The 21,915-nt window shown below is 70.6% G+C and carries 16 protein-coding genes; 9 read left to right on the top strand and 7 right to left on the bottom strand.

From position 1 onward, the window contains the following. Positions 1-27 precede the first annotated feature (27 nt). Entirely contained in the window at positions 28-3,207 is a 3,180-nt protein-coding gene (locus AC3E6M_RS09040) for an Ig-like domain-containing protein (RefSeq protein ID WP_490529693.1), read from the bottom strand. 198 nt (positions 3,208-3,405) lie between these two features. Between AC3E6M_RS09040 and AC3E6M_RS09035 the strand changes: the two genes are divergently transcribed. The 3 genes from AC3E6M_RS09035 (at position 3,406) to AC3E6M_RS09025 (ending at position 6,967) form a co-directional block, all read left to right on the top strand. Further along, on the top strand, positions 3,406-4,647 hold the full coding sequence (locus AC3E6M_RS09035) for an acyl-CoA dehydrogenase family protein (protein WP_490529692.1): 1,242 nt from the start codon (positions 3,406-3,408) through the stop codon (positions 4,645-4,647). 93 nt (positions 4,648-4,740) lie between these two features. Beyond that, positions 4,741-5,919, top strand: coding sequence for an AI-2E family transporter (locus AC3E6M_RS09030; protein ID WP_490529690.1), 1,179 nt, complete (start codon positions 4,741-4,743; stop codon positions 5,917-5,919). A gap of 4 nt (positions 5,920-5,923) precedes the next feature. Continuing rightward, positions 5,924-6,967 carry an ATP-dependent DNA ligase gene (locus AC3E6M_RS09025; RefSeq protein WP_490529689.1) on the top strand — a complete coding sequence of 348 codons (1,044 nt, stop codon included), beginning with the start codon at positions 5,924-5,926 and terminating at the stop codon, positions 6,965-6,967. A gap of 196 nt (positions 6,968-7,163) precedes the next feature. On the opposite strand, the gene ligD is transcribed toward AC3E6M_RS09025, so the two are convergent. Beyond that, positions 7,164-8,189 carry a non-homologous end-joining DNA ligase gene (gene ligD / locus AC3E6M_RS09020; protein WP_490529687.1) on the bottom strand — a complete coding sequence of 342 codons (1,026 nt, stop codon included), beginning with the start codon at positions 8,187-8,189 and terminating at the stop codon, positions 7,164-7,166. 173 nt (positions 8,190-8,362) lie between these two features. On the opposite strand from ligD, the gene AC3E6M_RS09015 reads away from it, so the two are divergent. Then, positions 8,363-8,989, top strand: a complete 627-nt coding sequence (locus AC3E6M_RS09015) for a DUF1684 domain-containing protein (protein WP_138176154.1) — start codon at positions 8,363-8,365, stop codon at positions 8,987-8,989. 298 nt (positions 8,990-9,287) lie between these two features. Here the strand turns inward: AC3E6M_RS09015 and AC3E6M_RS09010 are convergent, their stop codons facing one another. The 3 genes from AC3E6M_RS09010 to AC3E6M_RS09000 all read right to left on the bottom strand — a co-directional run bounded on the left by AC3E6M_RS09010 (position 9,288) and on the right by AC3E6M_RS09000 (position 16,571). Beyond that, the gene (locus AC3E6M_RS09010) at positions 9,288-10,361 is read right to left on the bottom strand and encodes an SseB family protein (protein ID WP_394529762.1); all 1,074 of its coding nucleotides are present in this window, start codon (positions 10,359-10,361) and stop codon (positions 9,288-9,290) included. Between the two features lie 50 nt (positions 10,362-10,411). Further along, the gene (locus AC3E6M_RS09005) at positions 10,412-12,847 is read right to left on the bottom strand and encodes an ATP-dependent helicase (protein WP_490529686.1); all 2,436 of its coding nucleotides are present in this window, start codon (positions 12,845-12,847) and stop codon (positions 10,412-10,414) included. Positions 12,848-12,938: 91 nt separating this feature from the next. Further along, entirely contained in the window at positions 12,939-16,571 is a 3,633-nt protein-coding gene (locus tag AC3E6M_RS09000) for a lamin tail domain-containing protein (protein ID WP_490529685.1), read from the bottom strand. Between the two features lie 146 nt (positions 16,572-16,717). Between AC3E6M_RS09000 and AC3E6M_RS08995 the strand changes: the two genes are divergently transcribed. Beyond that, positions 16,718-17,125, top strand: coding sequence for a YccF domain-containing protein (locus AC3E6M_RS08995; RefSeq protein WP_490529684.1), 408 nt, complete (start codon positions 16,718-16,720; stop codon positions 17,123-17,125). A 9-nt stretch (positions 17,126-17,134) separates the two neighbouring features. Here the strand turns inward: AC3E6M_RS08995 and AC3E6M_RS08990 are convergent, their stop codons facing one another. Beyond that, the gene (locus AC3E6M_RS08990) at positions 17,135-18,085 is read right to left on the bottom strand and encodes a hypothetical protein (protein WP_490529683.1); all 951 of its coding nucleotides are present in this window, start codon (positions 18,083-18,085) and stop codon (positions 17,135-17,137) included. Between the two features lie 89 nt (positions 18,086-18,174). Further along, positions 18,175-18,543 carry a VOC family protein gene (locus AC3E6M_RS08985; RefSeq protein ID WP_490529682.1) on the bottom strand — a complete coding sequence of 123 codons (369 nt, stop codon included), beginning with the start codon at positions 18,541-18,543 and terminating at the stop codon, positions 18,175-18,177. A gap of 52 nt (positions 18,544-18,595) precedes the next feature. On the opposite strand from AC3E6M_RS08985, the gene AC3E6M_RS08980 reads away from it, so the two are divergent. The 4 genes from AC3E6M_RS08980 to AC3E6M_RS08965 are packed head-to-tail and all read left to right on the top strand — an operon-like array spanning position 18,596 to position 21,911. Next, on the top strand, positions 18,596-19,033 hold the full coding sequence (locus tag AC3E6M_RS08980; RefSeq protein WP_138175322.1) for a MarR family winged helix-turn-helix transcriptional regulator: 438 nt from the start codon (positions 18,596-18,598) through the stop codon (positions 19,031-19,033). A gap of 29 nt (positions 19,034-19,062) precedes the next feature. Further along, positions 19,063-19,974, top strand: a complete 912-nt coding sequence (locus AC3E6M_RS08975; protein ID WP_490529681.1) for a DMT family transporter — start codon at positions 19,063-19,065, stop codon at positions 19,972-19,974. 7 nt (positions 19,975-19,981) lie between these two features. Further along, positions 19,982-20,713, top strand: a complete 732-nt coding sequence (locus tag AC3E6M_RS08970) for a GntR family transcriptional regulator (protein WP_490529680.1) — start codon at positions 19,982-19,984, stop codon at positions 20,711-20,713. A 28-nt stretch (positions 20,714-20,741) separates the two neighbouring features. Continuing rightward, entirely contained in the window at positions 20,742-21,911 is a 1,170-nt protein-coding gene (locus AC3E6M_RS08965; RefSeq protein ID WP_490529679.1) for a Mur ligase family protein, read from the top strand. Positions 21,912-21,915 lie beyond the last annotated feature (4 nt).

The raw sequence follows: 21,915 nt of genomic DNA, 5'->3' as shown, positions 1-21,915 counted from the left end.
CGCGGAACGAGGGGGCACCGTCGTTCGTCAGTTCAGCTTGAACACCGTCGACTGACTGTTGCCGGCGACGTCGAACACGACGAGCGTGTTCTCTCCGCGGACCGCGCCGAAGACGCCGGGCGTTACGAAGTTCACGTCGGACCAGGGTGCGTCCGCCAGATCCTTCACGACGCCGTTGAGCTCGACCCGGTCGATGCGGCCGGCGTCGTAGAGCTTGAAGCTCACCCGGTCGTACGACTCCCCGGTGGCGACGGTGAAGTTCTTGCCGTCCTTCACGGTCACCGTGGGCGCGGTGGCGTCGATCGTGAACGCGAACGTCCCGGTCGCCGAGACGTTGCCCGCACGGTCGTGCGCGTTGTACTTCAGCTGGTACTGCCCGTCCGGCAGCGACACCGACGCCGTGTGCGTCGCCGTCCGCGCGCCGTCGACCGCCGTCTGCGTGCTGCGCACGAGCGCGCCGCCCTGATAGACGTTGGCCACGATCTGGGACAGACCGCGGTCGTCGGTCGCGTCGATCCGGAGGTCGAGCGTGCGGGACGGACCCGCCGCGGTCGGCGTGACGAGGGTCGCCGTCGGCTTCACGTCGTCGCGGTCGATGCGCAGGTCGCTGAACACGTTGAGAGCCGAGCGGCCCGCATCGTGCGAGGACGAGAAGATCCCGGCATCCTGGACCGCGGCTGCCCCCGTCAGGGTGACCGTCGAGCCGATCTGCGCGTAATTGGTCCCGTCGAACGAGTACCAGGCGCTCACCCGGTCACCGCTGCGGTCGAGCTTCACCCACACTGGGCGGAACGTGTTCACGTTCGCCGCGGCCGAGCTCTCGACGAAGCCGTCGCCGTTGGCATCCCAGTGGAAGACGACGCCGTTGCGCGGAGTGACGGCCACGACCGCATACCCCGCGGACGCCCCCGGCTGATCGATGTCGTTGCGGATCATCACGCCCGACTTCGCCCAGGCGTTCGCGTCGCCGACGGTGTCGACGCGCGCGGACACGCTGGACGCCGCGTTCACAGCATCCTTCTGGAAGATGGAGCCGTACGCGTCGTCGCGCTGACCGCCGCCGCCCCACACGTCCGCACCCTGGGCACGGATGGCGAAATGACCGTCCGCCTGGGCGAAGTGCGAGCTGTTCGCCGACGCCGCCGTGGTCGTGAACGGCGCCCCCACCTGCTCGCCCGTGTCACCGCACGCGGCGTCCTCGGTGAACAGAGTGGCATTGAGTGCGGTCCGCCGCTCGGGAGCGACCCCGGCCTGGCAGATGACCTGGCGCGCGGCATCCGGCCAGTTCAGTCCGGACACCTGCACGTTGTCGACGAGCCGGTTGCGGTTCGCCTCGAGATTCGGCGTCTGGGTGCCGCCGGAGTTGTACCAGTTCTGCGTGATGAGGTTGTCGCTCGTGTTCGTGGCGTTGTAGGCGTTGGTGAACACCCACGGGTTCGTGCCCTGGAGCACGTTCTGCCGGTAGATCGTCGAGCGCGTGCCCTCGTCCAGGTACAGCCCGACGCCGGAGACGTTGTAGAGGTAGTTCCGCTCCGTCACCGATCCGGGGCTGGCCGACAGGTTGTAGATCGAACCGCCGTCAGCGAACTGCGACTTCGTGTTGTGCACGAGGTTGCCGGCGACGAGGTTGTCCTTCAGCGTCGTGGGCGTCTCGTAGCGGGTGTTCCAGTTGTAGTACCCGCGCTGGGTGTACTCCCCCGAACCGCCGGCGTCGTTCATGCCCCAGCCGTAACCGGTGTCGATGCCGTCGTAGGCGACGTTGGCGACCTCGTTGTTCTGGATGCGCGCGTTGGTCACGTACGTGCTGAGGATGCCGGAGTTGTCCTTGTACTCCACGGCCGCGCGCGTCACGGTGTTCTGCTCGACCGTGATGTCGCGGTTGATCATCCGCGCGTCGTCGGGGTGGTGCGCCTCGGGACGGTTGCCGCCCACGAACACGCCGTGGCCGCCCACCTCGGTGAAGCGGTTGCCGATCACCTGGATGTTCTGCGCACCGAGACCCACGCCGCTCAGCGCGGCGTTGGTGTCGTTGCCGATGCCGAGCGCCGACGACCCGAGCCCGACGAACAGGTTGTCCTCGAACCGGACACCGGATGCCGCGGACACCTGCACCGCGGCCGGCTGCTGGTACCAGCCGGTCCGCGCGCGTTCGAACTGCTCGCATCCGCGCGAGCAGCTGGTGAAGGCGTCGGCCGGTCGGTAGTCGTAATGGCCCTTGATGTAGGAGCCGTTCTGCTGCGTCGCGTACCCGTCGGTGCTCGGCCCGAGCCACGACGTACCCGTGAACGTGATGCCCTGGAACGCGAGGTTCTTCAGGGGCTGGTCGTACGTGCCGCCGACGCTCAGGAGCACCTCGACCCGCGGGAGTTCGACGTCGAGGTCGTTGGGGTCCACGCCCTCACCCGGCTTGTAGTAGAGCTTCCCGCCATCGGGATCGATGTACCACTCGTTCATCTGGTCGATGAACGCCAGGGAGTTCGAGAGCCAATAGGTGGAGCCGCCCAGGAGGGCGAACTGCGGGGTGTCCCATCCCCAGGTGTTGTTCTCCCACGCCGGCTGGACCATCGTCAGCTTCGAGTTCGCGATGCTCGCCACCGGCGAATACCGGTAGGTGAAGTCGCCCTTCGCCTCGAACTCGATGCGGTCGGGCTGCGGGACGTCGTTGAGGAACGCGAGGTCGGGGTTCTTCAGCGTGATCCCGGACTCGTCGAGCGCGAGATCGGCGCCGGCGACCTGGCGCTGCGCGCGCTGGGCGTAGACGCCGTTGACGTAGAGCTGGCGGGTGTCGACACCTTGCGGGGTGTCGGCCACCCAGATGCCGGCGTCGCCGTCGTGCACGCGCCAGCCCGACACCCGGTCGGCGCCCGAGATCACGGGGTGGGCGCCGGCGGCGGCGGCCCACCGCACGGAACCGCCGTCGCCGCCGGCGTCTTCGGGGCGGAACTGCAGCGGCTCGTCGATCCGATACTCCCCATCGGCGAGCTCGACGACGACGTCGGAGGGGCCGTCGGCGACGAGGTCGCGGACGCGGTCCTTCGCCGTCGGCAGGTCGCAGGGCTTGCCTGGAGAGCAGACGGAACCCGAGCCGTCCGGCGAGACGTGGAGGGTTCGAGGTTGAGCGGCGACGGCGGGACTGGCGAGGGCGAGGGAGGCCGCGAGGGCTCCGATCACCGCCAGTGCGCCGCCACGGAGGTGGCTTGTCTTCACGGGGGGTCCTGTCGAGGAAGGGGATGTCCCGGACGCGCGACTCGCGGTTTCGATCACGGCCTTGTGAACGGGGTGTGCGGCTGCACGTTAAACATCATATGAATGATGTATGAGAATGCAAGGGTTCTGCCGAATGAAGGCGAATCAGCACTCCATGACCGCATGACACCCGGTCCCACCATGCGCGATACTGAGTACATGAGCACCGACGCCCAGCCCCGCACGCTCCCCGGCGAGCGCATCGCCTCGTACGACCTGCTCGGTCGCCGCGACACCGACTACTACGCCGTCTTCGCCGACATCCCCGACGCCGACCGCGTCGCGTGGGACAACGCGAAGCTCTTCGTCGACGAGGTCGGCACCCGCATGCAGGCCGAGTGGGATGCCGCGACGTACCCCGTCGAGCTGCTGCGGCGCATGGGCGAGCTCGAGCTGTTCACGGACGGCATCGAGCACCCCGACCTCCCGGCGTCCTCGCCGCTGGCGGCCGGCCTGGTCAATATGGAGGTCTCGCGCGGAGACGGCTCGCTCGCCACCGCCCTCGCCGTTCAGGGCGGTCTCGCCCTGCGCACGCTCGCGATGTTCGGCTCCCCCGAGCAACAGGCGCGCTGGCTCAAGCCCCTCGCCGACGGCACGGTGCTCGGCGCCTTCGCCCTGACGGAGCCCGACCACGGCTCCGACTCCGTCTCGCTCGAGACCACCGCGACCCGCACGGCCGAGGGCTGGACGCTCTCGGGAACCAAGAAGTGGATCGGCAACGGCGCCTCCGGTGGCATCACGTTCGTCTGGGCGCGCGTGGATGCCGAGGGCGACGACGACCACGACAAGGTGCGCTGCTTCCTGGTGGAGCAGGACACCCCGGGGTACACGGGCACCGTGATCACGGGGAAGGTGTCGCTCCGCGGCATCCATCAGGCTCACATCGCCCTCGACGGGGTGCGTCTTGCCCCGGATGCCGTGCTCCCGGGGACTCACACCTTCAAGGACGCGTCGGCCGTGCTGTTCGCCACGCGGTCGGGCGTCGCGTGGTCGGCGCTCGGGCACGCGACCGCCTGCTACGAGGCGGCGCGGACATATGCCACCGAGCGCATGCAGTTCGGAAAGCCGCTCGCGAAGTTCCAGATGGTGCAGGAACGCCTCGCCCAGATGCTCGACGAGCTCACCGCGATGCAGCTGTACTGCCGACGTCTCGCCGACCTCGAGACCTCGGGCGGCCTGCGCCCCACGCAGGCGTCGCTGGCGAAGTACCACAACACCCGCGCCGCGCGCCGCGTCGCGGCGATCGCCCGCGACCTGCTCGGGGGCAACGGCATCCTGCTCGAGAACGGTGTCATGCAGCACATGGCCGACATCGAGGCGATCCACACGTACGAGGGCACCGAGAGCGTGCAGGCACTCCTCCTGGGCCGCGACATCACCGGCATGAGCGCCTTCGTCTGATCCCGGATGCCGGTTCCCCGGGGCACCTAATGCGCACCGGGGAACCGCGCAAGCCGCACGGGCCATGTCGGTGGCGCCCGCTACCTTCGGAACATGGGCCTGTTCTCTCGCCATCCCGCGTCCCACGACCTCGCGAACACCGTCGCTGCCGCCGTCGAGGCGCCTCCGCGCAGCCTGTGGGCCGACGGGTTCGGGCGCCTCGCCGTGCGCGCGGTGCAGATCATCGTCGTTGTGCTGCTGGTCGCCGGCCTCATCTGGGGCATCCAGCAGCTGACGCTTGTCATCATCCCCCTGATCCTGGCGCTCATCTTCGCCTCCGCTTTCGGACCGGTGACGATGTGGATGCGCCGTAAGGGCGTACCCGCGGTACTCGCGACGCTTCTCACCCTGCTCGCGGTCGTCGCCGTGCTCGGGGCGCTCGGCTGGCTCGTCGTCAACGCGGTCATCGGTCAGTGGGACGAGCTGAGCACGCAGGCCGTGTCGGGGTTCCAGCAGGCACAGGACTGGTACCACACGCTTCCGTTCGCGATCTCGCCCGACCAGATCGACGGGGCCGTGAAGGCCATCACCGACTTCGTGACGAGCGCGCAGTTCGGCAGCGGAGCACTGGCCGGCGTCAGCGCCGTCGCGTCGTTCGTCACCGGTTTCGTGCTCCTGGTCGTGATCCTGTTCTTCTTCCTCAAGGACGGCCCGCGCATGTGGGAGTTCGTCCTGCGCCCGTTCCGGGGCAGCCACTACGACCGGGCTCGCCGCATCGGCGACAAGACCGTGACGGTGCTGGGCTCCTACGTCCGCGGCACGGCATCCGTCGCCGCCGTCGACGCGATCGGCATCGGCATCGGTCTCGCGATCCTGCAGATCCCTCTCGCGCTGCCGCTCGCGGTGCTCGTCTTCCTGCTGGCATTCATCCCGATCGTGGGCGCCGTGACCGCCGGCATCCTGGCCGCTCTGGTCGCGCTCGTCACGAACGGCTGGGTCGTCGCGCTCATCGTGGTCGGCATCGTCGTCCTGGTGAACCAGCTCGAGGGCAACTTCCTCCAGCCGGTGCTCATGGGCCGGTCCATGAAGCTGCATTCGTTCGTCGTCCTGATCGTCCTCGCCGGCGGAACCGCGATCGGCGGGATCCTGGGCACGCTGCTGGCCGTGCCCCTCACCGCCGTGGCGTGGGGCATCGTCACCGTCTGGAACGGTCCCGACGAGCCCGCCGAGTGGGCGCGCCGCAAGAAGCGCCGCAACCCCGTGCCGCTGGCCGGGAGCGAGAGCGAAGGCTGAGCCGATGCCGTACGACGTCCCCGCCCCGATGCTGGCGAAGGCCGTGCCCGAGGTTCCCGAGCCCGGCAAGGTGTCGGGCGGGCTGTCGTACGAACCGAAGTGGGACGGCTTCCGCGCGCTGGTGTCGTGGGACGGAACCGATGTCGAGATCGGCAGTCGCGGCGCAAAGCCGTTGACGCGGTACTTCCCCGAACTGGTCGACGCGTTCGCCCGGCTCCTGCCCGGGCCGTGCCTCCTCGACGGCGAGGTGGTCGTGGCCCGTGGCGAGCCGGGCCGGCAGCGCCTCGACTGGGAGGCCCTCTCGCAACGCATCCACCCGGCAGCCTCGCGCGTGGCGCTGCTGTCCGAAGAGACGCCGGCGATGTTCATCGCGTTCGACCTGCTCGCGCGCGGCGACCGTGACCTGCAGAGCGAGCCCTTCGCCGAGCGTCGCGCGCAGCTCGTCGACCTGCTCCGCGCGGTCCCCCACCCCGTGCACGTCACCCGCACCACTGACGACCCCGACCTCGCCCGCCGCTGGCTCGCCGAGTTCGAGGGAGCGGGCCTGGACGGCGTCGTCGCCAAGCCCCTCGCGCAGCCCTACGCCCCGGGCAAGCGCACGATGTTCAAGATCAAGCACGCCCGCACCGCCGACGTGGTGGCGCTCGGCTACCGCATCCACAAGTCGGGGCAGGGCGTGGGCTCACTGCTCGTCGGCCTCTACGACGACGGCGGTCGGCTGCACGGCGTCGGCGGGGTGTCCGCGTGGACCGACAAGCGTCGGCTGGAACTCATCGACGAACTCGCGCCCCTCGTCGAGCGGGATGCCGAGGGCGAAGCGGTCGTCGGCGAGACCGACCGCTCGAGATTCGCGGCATCCAAGGACGTGTCGTTCGTCCGGCTGCGCCCCGAGCGCGTGCTCGAGGTGCGGTACGACCAGCTCGAGGGCATGCGCTTCCGGCACACCGTGCAGTTCGAGCGCTGGCGTCCCGACCGCGACGCGACCTCGTGCACCTTCGAGCAACTCGAGACCGTCGGCGCGTACGACCTGGGCGACGTCCTGGACTGAGCGCCGGGCCGGCGGTTCCCAGAACAGGCGCTGCCCCGCCACGGCCCCCGCACCGTTCGCGTCACGGCCCCGGCGGTTCCCACAACACGCGCCGCGCCGAGAACAGGCGCTGCGCCGAGTGGCATCCCCTGTTCTCAGCGCACCGCCCCACGCCGGGCCGCGGCGCCCAGCCCCGCCGCCACAGCCCCGCGCAGCGCTACTCCGCCGCGTTCTTGGCCCGCGACGGCTGCACGCGCGGCGGCTCGCCCGGCATCTTGGGGAACTCGGGCGGGAACGGCAGCTCGCCGAGACCGGCCTCGAGGTCGCGCTGCCACCACTCCAGCAGCGTGTCGATGCGGCCGGGGGCGGCGGCGAAATCCGCCCACGGGTCGCCGAGGGATGCCAGACGCTCCGGAACGCTGCGAACGGTGAACGCGAGCGGGTCGACGTCGTGCAGCTCCTCCCACGTGACCGGGGTCGACACGGTCGCGGTCGGAAGCGCCCGCGGCGAGTACGCCCCCGCCATGGTGCGGTCGCGGTTGGCCTGGTTGAAGTCGACGAAGATGCGCTGACCGCGCTCTTCCTTCCACCAGTTGGTCGTCACGGCATCCGGCATCCGTCGTTCCAGCTCCCGGGCCGCGGCGATGACGGCGTGGCGCACATCGAGGAATTCATGCGTCGGCTCAATGGGGCAGAACACGTGGAGGCCACGGTTGCCGCTCGTCTTGATCCAGGGCTCCAGACCCGCGTCGTGCAGCACGTCGCGCAGCGCGAGCGCGGCGGTCACGGCCTCGGCGAAGCCCGTACCCGGCTGCGGGTCGAGGTCGATGCGCAGCTCGACGGGGTGGTCGGGGTCGCTCGCGAGCGAGGCCCACGGGTGGAACACGATCGTGTTCATCTGCGCCGCCCACACCGCCGACCCGATCTCGGTGAGGACGAGCTGCGGATGCCGCCGACCGCTGTTGTACGTCACGGTGACCGCCTCGACGAACGCCGGCGCCCCCTTCGGCGGGTTCTTCGAGAAGAAGCTCTCCCCGCCGACGCCGTCGGGGAACCGCTCGAGCGACACGGGCCGGTTGCCGTTCGCGGCGAGGAACGGCTCCGCGACCGCGATCAGGTACTCGGCGAGTTCGCGTTTGGTGATCCCGACCTCAGGCCACAGCACACGGTCGGGGTTGGACACGCCGATCTCGCGATCGCCGTCGGGGCCGGGCACGGTGAGCGTGATGCGCGGGGATGCCATGCCCCGACGCTAACGGTCGGCGCGCGCCGTGTCTGCCCCGTTGCCCTGCGCGTGAGGTGCCAATACCTGTCGCCGCGCGCGGCCTCGAAGCGACAGATTCTGGCGCCTCACACTCGGGGGACGGCCGTGTCCAGCCCGCCCTACGGCTTTGCCGGCCCGCCTACGCTCGATGCATGACCTCCCGCGCCGCCCGCACTGCCCTCGACATCGCCGACTGGCGACGCCGCGTCTTCGCGCTCTACGCCGCCATCCGCGAGCTGGACGACCCGGAAGAGGCCCACGAGCTGTGGCGCATCGAGCGCGACGCCCTCTTCGCCGACCACCCCGCCACTCCCCTGCTGCCCGAGCAGCGCGAAGGGTTCGCGGGGCTGCCGCTCGCGCCGTACGACGCCGCGTGGCGGTTCGAGGTCACGCTGCTCGACGCCGACGACGCCTCCTTCGTCGCGACGACAGGCACCGACGGCGACGTCGGCTTCGAACGCATCGGCCGCGTCGAGCTGCCCGACACCGGATCCCTCGACGTGTGGCGGCTGACCTCCTACGGAGGCGGCCTCTTCGTGCCCGTCCGCGACGCCTCGGCCGGACGCCCCGGCGGCACCTACGGAGGCGGCCGCTACCTGCTCGACACGATCAAGGGCGCCGACCTCGGCACCGGTACCGCGCCGGACACCCTCGTGCTCGACTTCAACTTCGCGTACAACCCCTCGTGCGCCTACGACCCCGCGTGGGCGTGCCCGCTGGCTCCGGCCGGCAACGTGCTGCCCGTCACCGTTCCGGTCGGCGAGCTCTACGGGGTGTGATCCCCGGGGCGCCGCGCGCGCACGAGGTTCCCGGCGGGGTCTGCCGACCCGTCCGGCCCGTCGCCCCGCGGGCTCGTGCTGCTCCGGGCCGGACTGCACCCGGCGCGAGCCGACCGGGCGGTAGAACGTGCCGAACTCCGGAGAAACCCACCGGTCCGGCCCCTGCACGGCGCAAGAACGGGGCGCGAGGACAAAAACTCAGGAGTTCGGCCCGCCCCGCGACGCCCGGCACCCGCCGCCGCGCCCGACGCCCGCGCCCGACACCCGCCCCACGCGGCCAGACGAGCCGCGGCCGGACTCAGTCGGCGAGGGCGATGAGGCCGGTGAGGTGCTCGCGCGTGAGGCGGATCCACGGACCCGCGGGGTCGACCAGGAGCCCGGTGAGACCGGCGTCGCCGACGAGTGCCTTGGCGAGCTGCTCGTTCTGCAGCGGCACCGGCTGATCGCCGCGTCCGAGAGCGAGTAGTTCGAGCGGGTGCGAGAACACCTCGAGGAAGCGCTCGCCCGTCGCGGAGCGCGACTCGGCGACGCCCACGGGGCCGCCGTCCTCGGACTGAGCGACGGCGATCCACAGCGGAGCGCCCGCGAGGATCGCCTCGGCGACGGTGGATGCCGTGGACTCGGTGCGCTTCTCGCTGAGCGCCGTCTTGATCCGCAGGTCGGGGTCGGCCTCGGACACCATCCGCTCGAGCAGGGCCGAGGGCAGTACCGCACGGGCGTCGTCGGATGCGTGGTCGAGCACGACACCGGCGTAGGGGCCGGCGAGCACATGCTTCAGGAGGGCCATGACGGGCTGCCCCATGGCCGAGGTGTCGCGGTCGCCGTCGGCCTCGACGCTCTTGGTCAGTGCGTGCCCGCTGCTGTACGCGAGAACAAGCTGCTCGTCGCCGCGGGTCGCGATCGCGAGCGGCAGGTCCTTGCCTTCGGCGAGGAGCGCCCGGGCGTCGCCCTTGACGCGGAGGAACACGTGTCCCTGCAGCAGCTGTCGTGCGACGTTGAGAAGCTGGGCCGGTTCGGGCTGGCCGCTGATCTCGGCGAGGGCGCCGGCCAGGAGCGCGTTGTCGCGCAGACCCGGGATGGACTCGAAGCCTTCCGGAGCCTCCATCGGGCCGGGAGGGCGGGCCGACGGACGGGCGGCGACCGGCGGGGTGGAATCCTCGACGGGTGCCGCATCGATCGGTGCACCGACGCCGCGGAACGACGACGTCGAGATCGTCACGTTCGGCACCGGGGTGGCCGTGGTCTCCGTCGACGCGGCCTCATCCGGACGGGACGGAGCGACGGGCTGCTCGCCCGGTTCGATCACGCCCTCGGGACGATCGGCCGAGGCATCATCGGAATCGGTCTTCTTGCGGCGCGAGAAAAGTGCCATTGTTCGACCCTATCCGTGCCCCGCGCTCGCCCGGCGTGTCGCCGGGCGCCTCACAGCTTGGAGATCGGCGCGATCTTCACCAGCAGCTTCTTGGCCCCGACGGTGTCGAAGCGCACGTGGGCGACCCTTTTCGCACCCTCGCCGGTGATGGCATCCACGCGTCCTTCGCCGAAGTCGTCGTGGCGGATGCGATCGCCGGCGGCCAGTTCCATGTCGCCGTTGTCGCGCACCTTGGCGGGGATGCGGTTGGGGAACTTGCTCGGGTCAGCGGGCGCGCGCTTGGGCAGCGGCACGAGGTCGTCGCCGTACCGATTGCCCCCACTGCTCTGCCCGGGACGACGGCCGCGAGCGTTGAGCGCTCGGGACTGAGTGCCTCCCCGCCCGTTGACGTCGCCGGGCGACTGCCGCCAGTCGATGAGGTCGGCGGGGATCTCTTGGAGGAACCGGCTCGGCATCGCGACGGTGACCTCGCCGAACTGCGCCCGGGTCATCGCGAGCGACACGTGCAGGCGTTTGCGCGCGCGCGTGATGCCGACGTAGAACAGGCGCCGCTCTTCTTGCGGTCCGCCGGGTTCGCCGGCCGAGATGCGGTGCGGCAGCAGGTCTTCCTCGACGCCGGTGAGGAACACCGCGTCGTACTCGAGTCCCTTCGCGGTGTGCAGGGTCATGAGCGAGACCGAGCCCGATGCGTCGTCGAGGTCATCGGCGTCGGCGACGAGGGCGACCTCGGTGAGGAAGTCGATGATCGTGCCGTCGGGGTTGTTGCGCGCGAACTCACGCGTGACGGCGACGAGTTCGTCGAGGTTCTCGAGGCGCGCCTCGTCCTGCGGGTCGCGGCTGGCGCGCAGGGCGTCGAAGTAGCCGCTCTTGTTCAGCAGCAGGGTGAGCCCTTCGCTGACGGAGGTCGAGGGGGCGAGTTCTCCGGATGCCGGGAGCATCAGCGCCGTCGCCTCGCTCAGTACCGCGTCGAGGTGGTCGATCGCCTTCTGCAGCTTCGGACCGACGCCCAGCTGCGGCGAGTTGGCGAGCGCGTCGCGGAAGGTGATGCCGTGGTCGGCGGCGTAGCGCGCGATCGCCGTCTCGGTGACATCACCGATGCCACGGCGGGGCTTGTTCAGGATGCGGCGCAGCGCCATCTCATCGGCGGGATTGGCCACGGCGACGAGGTAGGCCAGGGCGTCCTTGATCTCGGCGCGCTCGTAGAACTTGGTGCCGCCCATGATCTTGTAGGGCACCGCGGAGCGGATGAAGATCTCTTCCAGCGCACGGGATTGCGAGTTCGTGCGGTAGAACACCGCCATCTGCGCGTAGTCGACGCCGGTGCGGTGCAGCGCCTCGATCTCGTCGGCCACGAACTGCGCCTCGTCGTGCTGCGAGTAGCCGGTGAACCCGATGATCGGGTCGCCCGCGCCCACGTCGGTCCAGAGCTTCTTGTCTTTGCGGTCGAAGTTGTTCGAGATCACCGCGTTCGCCGCCGACAGGATGTTCTGCGTCGACCGGTAGTTCTGCTCGAGCAGGACGACCTTCGCGCCCGGGTAGTCACGCTCGAACTCGCTGATGTTGCGGATGTCCGCACCACGGAACGCGTAGATCGACTGATCGGAATCACCGACGACGGTGAGCGAGGCCCCGCTCTCGGCCGCGGGCTCGGCCTCGAAGATCATCATGCCGCCGCCCGCCGACATCGGCTCGGCGTCGCTGCCGGGCGGCAGGGTCAGCTCGTGGATGAGGGCGTATTGGGCGTGGTTGGTGTCCTGGTACTCGTCCACCAGGATGTGGCGGAATCTCTTGCGATACACGTCGGCCACGTGGGGGAACGCCCGGAACAGGTAGACGGTCTGCGCGATGAGGTCGTCGAAGTCGAACGCGTTCGCGCGCTGCAACTCGCGCTGGTACGCCGAGAAGATCTCGATGAACACGCGCTCTGCGGGGTCGCTCGTATTGGCCTGCCGCGCGTAGGACTCGGCATCCGCCAGCTCGTTCTTGAGCTTCGAGATCCGGCTCTGCGTGCCCGCAGGGGTGAGACCGAACGCATCACCCTCGTGCTCTTTCACCAGGCGCTTGATGAGGGCGCGCGAGTCGCCCGAGTCGTAGATCGTGAACGCCTTGGTGAAGCCGAACTGCTGCGCCTCGCGCCGGAGGATGCGCACGCACGCGGAGTGGAACGTCGAGATCCACATGCCGTCGGCCTTCTGCCCGATCAGCTGGTGGACGCGCTCGCGCATCTCGCCCGCGGCCTTGTTGGTGAAGGTGATCGCCAGGATCTGGCTCGGGTAGGCCTCGCGCGTGCGCAGCAGGGAGGCGATGCGCCGCGTCAGCACGCTCGTCTTGCCCGACCCGGCCCCCGCGACGATCAGCAGAGCCTGTCCGCGGTAGGTGACGGCCTCTCTTTGCGGCCCGTTCAGACCGGCGAGCAGGTCGGCGTCGGGGCGGGCGTCCGACGGCGCGGAAGCGCCGACGATGAGGGGCAGGGAGGCGTCGGTCATGGCGCCACAAGTCTAGGCGGGGCCCCCGACACGGTGGATCACGCAGCCCTGCGGCGCCGCCCGCGGGGGACGGCGCCGCACGGATCGAGGGTCAGCCGACCGTGCGACGACGACGCGCGATCATCACGACGAAGCCAGCCAGCAGCAGGATGCCACCGGCCACCGCAGCGCTGGTCGCGATCGTCGCACCGGTCGACGCCAGAGCCGAACCGGGCGCCGTCGCCGACGAGGCACTGATCTCCACCGGAGCCCATCCGAGTAGCGTGCCGTCGAGGGCATACACCGCGATGCGGTGGGAACCCGTGACGTCCGCCGGGAGGGTGACCGCGACGCGCCCCTGGGCGTCGACGGTGGCCTCGGCCAGAAGCATCGGCGTGGAGTACAGCCACACCTGCACGCGCTGACCGGCGCGATCGGCATCCACCACGACGGAGATCGGCGAGCCGGCGACCGCGGAGCCGGGGGCGCGGACAGGCCCGCGGTTGGCACCGGTCAGCTGGTCACCGGGCAGCGGCTGAACGGTGCCTCCCGCCGTCGGCGCACCAGTCGGCGTCGGGCTCGTGATCGGCGTCGGCGATGCGGTCGGCGTCGGCGTCATGGTCGGCGTCGGCGTCACGGACGGCGTCGCAGTCGGCGTCGGGGTCGGCGTCGGGTCGACGGGCCCGGCGACCGCAGGCAGCCCGCCCGCTCGCAGTGCGCCCGAAGAGAGCCCGTCGGCGAACCACCAGGCCGGCCGCGTCGACCCGCCACCCAGAGCCACCGGCAGCGTGGCGAAGCCCTCGTTGTTGGTGTCGGGCAGCCCCGCCGGCCGCGAGATGCGGACGACATCCGGCGTGACCGTGCCGTTGAGGGTCACCTGGACGCCGTCGCCGTGGCATCCGTCATCGCACATGACCCACAGGACGCCGAGTGCGCTATCCCAGTCCAGTGCCATGGCCGCCGGGAGCCCGGGCGCGATCTCGGCGACGAGGGCGTGTGTTCCGTCGGCGTTCAGCGCGAAGGCGTACACATGCCCGTTGTCCTCCAGGGCGGTGAAGAAGAGCCCCGCGCCGTGGCCGGGGTAGCGGGCCGGGTCATACAGAGCACCCGTGTTCTGATCGATCAGTGTCGTCCGCAGGTCGGTGTCGGCGATCCACTCGACCGCCTCGAGTCCGGTGTTCGCCGCCACCGCGGGGAGAGAGGCGGTGAGGTCCCACTCCTGGTTCGCGACGACGTCCGGCCCGGGGGCGTTCGGGTCGATCTTCAGCACCGTGTTGCGGTTCACGCCCTTCGCACTGTTGTCGCGCTCGGTGGCCAGGTAGACGAAGCCGTCTCCGGCGACGGTGATGCCCTCGGCATCGGGTCCGGCGGCACGGGCGTTGCCCGCGTCCTTCGGGAAACGCGCACGCTTGCCGTTCTCCCAACCGGCGACCGGGGTGGCCGAGCCGTCCGCCGCGACCGCGAGCTTCCAGAACGTGCCCGTGCCGTTGTCGACGGCCCACAAGAACGTGCCGTCGGCCGTGACCTGACTGTCGAGACCCGAACTGTCGGACAGGAACGTGGGGGCCGTATCGACCACGCGGGCCTCCGGCACACCCGGCCACGCCACCGCGGGGGCCTCGCACACGTTGGCCGCGCCCTTGGTCGAGGTGAAGGTGGGGCCGAACACGCCCGTGGAGTCAGGGCACCGACCCCAGGTGGCGGACGCGTGGGCGGTCCATGTCGTGGAATCGAGGAGGGTCTCGCCCTCGAACAAGCGCACGGAGTCCGCGCCGCCGAGCCCGAAGCCGAGGTCGGCACGCTCCACCACGAGGTGGCCGCGCGCAGAAAGAGTGGAGCCGGCGGGGAGGGTGTAGATGTGCGAGTCGTCGTCGTCCTTGAGCACGAGGCCCGCGGCATCCACGGGCGAACCGGTCGGGTTCACCAACTCGATCCAGTCGTCCGGCGATCCGCCGTCGGACTCGACCTCGTTGATGCGCACCGGGTTGCCGCACGCGTTCGACGCGTTCTTCGTCGACAGCGCGACATCGCGCAGCTCACCGACACCGTCGGGGCAGCGCGCGTACACGCCCTGAGCGTGAGCGGTCCACGAGTACTCGGCGACGGTGATGCCCGAGGCCGAGCGGATCGTGGCGGTATCGGCGCCGCCGAGACCGAAGGAGAAGTGGATGCCACCGTCGAACACGAACCGCCCGCCCGGGGCCACGACCGTGCCGGCCGCCACCGGGCTGACGTCCGCGGCGTGACCGATCGGATCGTTGTCGAGCAGGGTCCAGCCCGAGATGTCGAGGGGCGTGGACGCCCGGTTCACGATCTCGACCCAGTCCGTGGCGTCGCCGTCGGATTCGACCTCGTTGATCACGACGTCGGGCAGCACGCAGTCGTTGGCCGCACCGGGCGTGGGATGCGCCAGCACGAAATCCCCCCGCCCATCGGGGCAGCGGGCGAGCGTCGCTGCCGCCGCGTCCCCCTCGATCGCCGCGTGTCCCTGCCAGGGCAGCGTGTCGTCGACGAGCGTTCCTGCTGCGTCGAAGAGGCGGATGCGGTCGGCGCTGCCGATCCCGATCGGGTCGCGGAAGGCCGCACGCACGCCGCCCACCAGGCCCTCGGTCGCCTCATCGACGACGAGGAATCCGCCGGCGGGCAGCATCGTGCCGGGGAGGAACGTCCAGCGGTGGTCGTCGGAGTTGTCTCGGAGCTCGTATCCGGTGAGGTCGAACGCGGTGGACCCCGGGTTGTAGAGCTCGACCCAGTCGGCCGGCTGCGAGTCGACCTCGTTCAGACGGACGCTCCCGGGGACGGAGGGGGCGGCGCAGACGTTGGCCGCACCGAGGGTGACGACGGTCGCCGGCGCCCACGCACCGGTGCCGTCGGGGCAGCGAGCCCACGTGGCCAGCGGCGCCGTGTTGGCGTATGCGTAGGCGTCGACGACCGCACCGGTGCTGTCGAAGAGCACGACCTCGTCGCCCTTGCCGAGGCCGAACGGGAAGTCCGTGTCTTTGACGAGCACGAGGAAGGCCCCCGGCGTCAGAACCGTTCCGGCGGCAATCGTGCCGACCTCGCTGCGTTTGTCGTCGCTCACCTTCCAGCCGCCGATGTCGACCGGGGAGACGCCGGCGTTGAAGAGCTCGATGCTGTCCGAGGGCACGCCCGAGACGGCGTCGTAGACGATCTCGTTGACGACGACGCCGGCAGCGGGCGCGGTGGTCGGCGAGGGCGAGGGCGTCGCGCTAGGAGTCGGAGTCGGTGTGGGCGTCGATCCGCCGAAGACGTTGCCCGTGCCCTTCGTGGGCTCCGCCGTGACCGCCCAGTCCGGCGAGCCGCCCGGCTGGAACCCGTACGTGGTCGCCGCGTGCGCCGTCCAGGAGCGCGAGTCCACGAGCTGACCGTTCGGGTCGAACAGGCGCGCGGAGTCCTTGCCGCCGAGTCCGAATCCGAAGTTGCCGACGCCGTCCTTCTCGTCGATGACGTACACGCCCCCGGCGGGGATCGTCGCGTCGGCTCCGAAGACGAACGCGTGCGTGTCGTCGTCATCCTTGAAGGTGAACCCGGCCAACGACACCGACGACGACGTGGTGTTGACGAATTCCACCCAGTCGCCGGGGGTTCCCCCGCTGGATTCGACTTCGTTGATCCGGACGCCCGCGGGCTCGGCTGCCACGGACGGGAACGGCAGAGCGACGACGGTGGCGGCGCACACGGCGCTCGCTGCCACGGCCGCCAGGGCACGACGCAGGGTCGACATGACACTCCTCGGGAGATCGGGTCCCGCCACTGGACCACGCGTGGGTGACCACGGTCGGCCGTGCCGGTGTCCGACGGGTGAACAGTCGTGGATCCGAGAAAAGGGGGCATCCGGCCCGCTCTCGCCGAACGCGAGAGAATCGACGTATGCGCCTCATCCTCAACGTCCTCTGGCTCGTGCTGTCGGGTTTCTGGCTGTTCCTCAGCTACCTGGCGGTGGGTGTCGTGCTGTGCGTCCTGATCGTCACCATTCCGTGGGGCGTCGCCTCGTTCCGCATCGGCCTGTACGCCCTGTGGCCCTTCGGCCGCGAGATCGTGGCGAAGCCGACCGCGGGCGTGGGGTCGTTCCTCGGCAACGTCGTGTGGGTGATCCTCGCCGGGTGGTGGCTCGCCCTCGAGCACATCATCACCGGGCTCGTGCTGTGCATCACGATCATCGGCATCCCGCTCGGAATCGCGAACTTCAAGCTCGTGCCGGTGTCGCTCATGCCGCTCGGTAAAGAGGTGCGCGACATCCGGCGCGGCGGCCCGTTCGACCGCACGCTCGCCGGCTAAGCCGCGGCCTCAGGCCGCGAGTCTCCGAGGCCGTCGCTCGCCCGGCCGCAACGGCAGGGCGAGCACGAGGCCCGCGATCGTCATGAGCACGCCGACGACCGCTGCGCTCAGGATCGCTTCGGCCGGCACGGCTCCGTCGTACAGACCGCTGATCCGGGCCAGGTGCCACGGCAGCACCCCGACCTGGTTGTTCCACGACGACAGGGCGGGGCCCGTGCCGAACACAGCGGCCGCGACCGTGGGCAGCGCCAAGGCCATGCCCACCCCGCCGAGCGCGATCCCCGCCGCACGACGCGGACCGAGCTGCGGCGCGAGAGACCAGCCGGCGACGACGAACACCCACGCCACGAGGGCGAACGCCACGGTGAGATAGGCGATCCGGACGAACGACACACCCCACAGGGTGGGCCACGCACCGTCAGGGCCCGAGAGCCCGATCGCCGCGAGAGCGACGATGCACCGCAGCACGAGCGCTCCGCCCACGGCGGCGATGATCGGCCATGGCGAGCGCGAGCCGAGCAGCAGTCGGACGACGAGCGCGAAGACGAGCCATCCCGCGACCGCGAAGGCGACGCTGCTCAGTCCCTCGCGCTGCGCCTGCACCGTACGTGTGGCGACGAGCAGGCCACCGGGGATGATGATCATGAACCACCGGTCGAGGGGCAACACGCCCAGCGTCGACTCGCGCGCACGCCACGGGCGCGTCGACGCGATCCAGGTGGCGCGCGCCGCGGCGGCGCCCGGCCGCCCCACCAGGCGGGTCCGGGACGCGAGCATCCCGATCGCGACCCACGCCACGGCGAGGAGCAGGAGCCCTCGTGCGATCCACTCGGTCGTGGCATCCACTTTGCGCGGCATCCGGGCGAACGGATCGACCACGAGTGCCATCACCACCCCGGCGATGAGCAGAGCGGCGGCGACGCCGAGGGCCAGGATGCCTCGCCCCGTCGTCGTCGCCATGCACCCACGTTACCGGCCCGCGCCTGTGCGCTTCTGCGGCGGCTGAGGCACCCGCGGCACCGCACCCCGGAGCACCCGCGGCAGACACCTCACGCGCGGTCGTGGAGAGTCACGTGGTACCCGTCGAGGTCGGCGAAGGTGAAGGTGCGGCCGAAAGGTCCGTCGATGGGCGCGGACACGATGCGTTGCCCCGCGGCGGCGAGGGCGTCGTGGATCGCCTGCACGTCGGTGGCATGCAGCCACAGGGCGACGCCGAGGCCCGGCTGTGCGACCGCGTCGATGTCGGTCCCCGGCACGAGGTCGCGCAGCGCGAAAGCGATCGGCGCCGTCGTGAAGACGACGGCGTGCGGCGGACCCGCGGGCGATCGGACGAGGCCGAGGTAGCGCTCGTAGAAGGCCTGCGAGGCGCCGAGGTCGCGCACCTGGAGGGAGAGGAAGTCGGGGCCGGTGACGGGCATGGAATCTCCTTGTGTCAGATAACTGACATCCAGCATATGTCAGACTACTGACATGAAGCAAGAGGGAATCGACCTCGAGACATCGCTCGGCTACCTGCTGAAAGAGGCGTCGAGCGCGCTGAGGACCGCCATGGAGGAGGTCCTGCGCCCCCTCGGGATGACGATCACGCACTACTCCTGCCTCGAGCAGCTGGCCCAACGCCCCGGGTCGTCGAACTCCGATCTGGCCCGCGGTGCTTTCGTGACACGACAGTCGATGAACGTGCTCCTGCAGACCCTCGAGCGTGACGGCATCGTCGAGCGCGCCGAGACCGCCCCCTCCGGCAAAGCCCTCCCCACCCGCCTCACCGCGCAAGGACGGAGCGACCTCGCACGGGCGAGCGCCGCCGTGCGCGGGGTCGAGCGCCGAATGCTCGGCGGGATGACGGATGCCGAACAGCTCGCCGCCCGCACGGCCTTGCGCTCCATGGTGCGATCGCTGCGGGAGTGAACCTTCCTAGATTGTGTAACAATCTCTCCATGCTTCCCGCACTCGCGGTCCTCGCCGCCGCCCTGTGCTTCGCCACGACCGGTACGGCTCAGGCGCTGGCCGGGGTCGACGCCTCCCCCGTGGCCGTCGGCGCCGCGCGGATCGTGGTGGGCGGCGGCATCCTGGGACTCCTCGCGCTCGCCCGGCGGCGCCCGACGTCGCCGCCCCGGGCGGCTGCGCGGCGGGGATCCACGGCCGTACTCATCGCCGTCGGCGCCCTCGGCGTCCTGGCGTATCAGCCGCTCTTCTTCCTCGGCACGCGCGAGAACGGCGTCGCGATCGGCACCGTGGTCGCCCTCGGTTCCGCGCCGATCGCGACGGGGATCGTGGATGCCATCCGCTCGCGCCGCCTCCCCTCGGGCCGGTGGATGCTCGCCACCGCGATCGCTCTCGCGGGGGTCGTGCTCGTCTCGGGAGTCACCGGCGGCGCGGTCGCCCTGGCCCCGGGCGGCCTGCTCGCTTCGGCGGGCGCGGGAATGTCGTACGCCCTCTATACCGTGTGCGCCAAGGCGCTGTTCGAGAGGGGGTGGAACTCCACGCGCGTCATGGGCACGGTGTTCGGTGTCGCCGCCGTCGCGAGCCTACCGGTGCTGCTCGCCGCAGGAACGTCGTGGCTGCTCACCCCGAACGGTCTCGGCCTGGCCCTGTGGCTCGGCGTCGTGACCACCGCGGTCGCGTACCTGCTGTTCGGGTGGGGACTCGCGCGTCTGACCGCCGTCACGGTCTCGACGCTGACGCTCGCCGAGCCTCTCGGTGCGACGCTCCTCGGACTCCTCGTGCTGCAGGAGCAGCTGAGCGCCGTGAGCGCGGTCGGCCTCGCGCTCATCGCGATGGGCCTCGCCGTGGTCTCCGCTCCGTCGCGTCGACGTGAGGAGGTTCCGGATGCCACGGCCCCGGCGTGATCCCCCGATGCAGCCGTTCGTCCCCGCCGATGCTGCATCCCCGCGGCCGAGCAGCGAAGCCGCCGCGCGCGCGACGGACGCAGCGGGTCGCCGGCCGAGCGATGCACCCGGCCCCCGCGCGGCCGACGTCGTCGCCGCGGCCCTGCGTCATGGCATCCTGTCGGGCGACCTCGCTCCGGGCACCGCCTTGCGCGAAGAGGAGCTCAGCGCGACGCATGGCGTCTCGCGGCACACCGCGCGCACCGCCCTCGCGCGCCTCACGGCCGAACGTCTCGTCACGGCCGAGCCCTACCGCGGTGTGCGCGTCTCTCTGCTCGACGACGACGCGCTCGTCGCCCTGCAGCAGTTACGGTGCGCCCTCGAGACCGAGGCTCTGCGGATCGTGCGCGACCGTGGCATCCGTCCCCCTGCCGTGGACGATGCCCTCGACGCTCTCGCGGCCGCCGAAACCTCGGGCGACTGGCCCGCCACCCTCGACGCTCACGCCCGGGTGCATCTGGCCCTGGTGGATGCCGCCGACTCCCCGCGCATCGCCGAGGAGTACCGCCGGCTCGATTCCGAGATGCACCTGCTGCTCACGCACGTGCGCCCCGCCTACGCCCCGGGGGCCTTGGCGACCGAGCATCGCGCCTACGTCGAGGAAGCACTGGCCGACCCCGTGCGCGCAGTGCGGGCGCACCTCGACCATTCGACGCAAGCGATCCTCGACAGCAGGGGTGTCCGGCATCCCTCGCGGTGAGATGATGACGCGACGTGGAGGGGGCACCATGACGTTTCGCATCGAACCGCCGACGGGCCGGCCGATCATCTCGGCCGTCACGGGGACGAACGGGAAGACCAGCGTCGCGACCGCGACGCGGCAGCTGATGACACTCATCGGCTGGCGGGCTGCCGGGTACGACTCGACCGGGGTGACGGGTGTCGACGGGGTTCTTCGCGAGAGCCGGGTCCGCCGATCCCCCGACTACCTGCCCGAACTGATCGACGCACAGGCGCGCGCCGGGGCGCGGGCGCTGTCGATCGAGGCGTTCGTCGGCATTCTGGCCGACGGGTTGTTCGACCGGGTCTCCGTCGACACCGCCGTTTCGACCGGGCTGGAGCGCGACCACATCAACGTCCACCGCAGCGTCGAGGGGTATTGGAACGCCAAACTCCGGCTCTTCCGGGAGTATCTGCGCCCGGACGGGCTCGCGATCATCTCCGCGGAGTCCGCGCAGGGAGACCTGGTTCGCGAGGCGGCGGACCGTCGCGGAATCCGGGTGATCGTCGTGGGTGACGGGGGCGATCTGCATACCGAGGCGGTGCGGGAGGAAGAGGGCCGTCTCGTCGGGGTCCTGCGCGTCGAGGGAACGCCGCACCGGATCTCGCTGCCCACGGTGCATTCCGTGGCGGTGACCAATCTGCTCCTCGCGGCAGCGGCCGTGATCGGAGCGGGCGGAGAACCCGCGGCCGTCGCGGACGCGCTCGCGCACGTCGAGCCGCCGCCGGGGCGCCTGCAGCTCATCGCCGAGAAGGACGGAGTGACGGCGATGGTCGACACCGCCCACAATCCGGGCGCCCTCCGCGTCGCGCTCCGCTCGGTCCGCGCCCGCACCGCGGGTCGGATCATCCTCGTGTTCGGCGCCGGCGGAGAGCGGGACCGCGGCAAGCGCTCTCAGATGGGCGCGATCGCCGCCGAACTCGCCGACGTCGCCATCCTGACCGACGACAACCCCCGACGAGAGCCTCCCGATCGCATCCGTGCCGAAGTCCGCGCAGAAGTTCCGGATGCCCTCGAGATCCCGTCACGCGTGGATGCCATCCACGCGGCGCTCCAGATGGCCCGGCCGGGCGATCTCGTCCTCGTGGCCGGGAAAGGCGACGAGACCACCCAGATCGTCGGCACCGTGAAGGTGCCTCACGACGATCGGGAGGTCCTCAGGCGAGCGCTCGCCTGAACGA

This window comes from Microbacterium sp. SCPM-O-B-15248 (M128) (assembly GCF_058214835.1).
This window is presented reverse-complemented; position numbering and strand designations above follow the sequence as displayed.

Coding starts and splice junctions, on each gene's coding strand:
- AC3E6M_RS09035 (WP_490529692.1), top strand. CDS start 3,406: ATGAGCACCGACGCCCAGCCCCGCACGCTCCCCGGCGAGCGCATCGCC.
- AC3E6M_RS09030 (WP_490529690.1), top strand. CDS start 4,741: ATGGGCCTGTTCTCTCGCCATCCCGCGTCCCACGACCTCGCGAACACC.
- AC3E6M_RS09025 (WP_490529689.1), top strand. CDS start 5,924: ATGCCGTACGACGTCCCCGCCCCGATGCTGGCGAAGGCCGTGCCCGAG.
- ligD (WP_490529687.1), bottom strand. CDS start 8,189: ATGGCATCCCCGCGCATCACGCTCACCGTGCCCGGCCCCGACGGCGAT.
- AC3E6M_RS09015 (WP_138176154.1), top strand. CDS start 8,363: ATGACCTCCCGCGCCGCCCGCACTGCCCTCGACATCGCCGACTGGCGA.
- AC3E6M_RS09010 (WP_394529762.1), bottom strand. CDS start 10,361: ATGGCACTTTTCTCGCGCCGCAAGAAGACCGATTCCGATGATGCCTCG.
- AC3E6M_RS09005 (WP_490529686.1), bottom strand. CDS start 12,847: ATGACCGACGCCTCCCTGCCCCTCATCGTCGGCGCTTCCGCGCCGTCG.
- AC3E6M_RS09000 (WP_490529685.1), bottom strand. CDS start 16,571: ATGTCGACCCTGCGTCGTGCCCTGGCGGCCGTGGCAGCGAGCGCCGTG.
- AC3E6M_RS08995 (WP_490529684.1), top strand. CDS start 16,718: ATGCGCCTCATCCTCAACGTCCTCTGGCTCGTGCTGTCGGGTTTCTGG.
- AC3E6M_RS08990 (WP_490529683.1), bottom strand. CDS start 18,085: ATGGCGACGACGACGGGGCGAGGCATCCTGGCCCTCGGCGTCGCCGCC.
- AC3E6M_RS08985 (WP_490529682.1), bottom strand. CDS start 18,543: ATGCCCGTCACCGGCCCCGACTTCCTCTCCCTCCAGGTGCGCGACCTC.
- AC3E6M_RS08980 (WP_138175322.1), top strand. CDS start 18,596: ATGAAGCAAGAGGGAATCGACCTCGAGACATCGCTCGGCTACCTGCTG.
- AC3E6M_RS08975 (WP_490529681.1), top strand. CDS start 19,063: ATGCTTCCCGCACTCGCGGTCCTCGCCGCCGCCCTGTGCTTCGCCACG.
- AC3E6M_RS08970 (WP_490529680.1), top strand. CDS start 19,982: ATGCAGCCGTTCGTCCCCGCCGATGCTGCATCCCCGCGGCCGAGCAGC.
- AC3E6M_RS08965 (WP_490529679.1), top strand. CDS start 20,742: ATGACGTTTCGCATCGAACCGCCGACGGGCCGGCCGATCATCTCGGCC.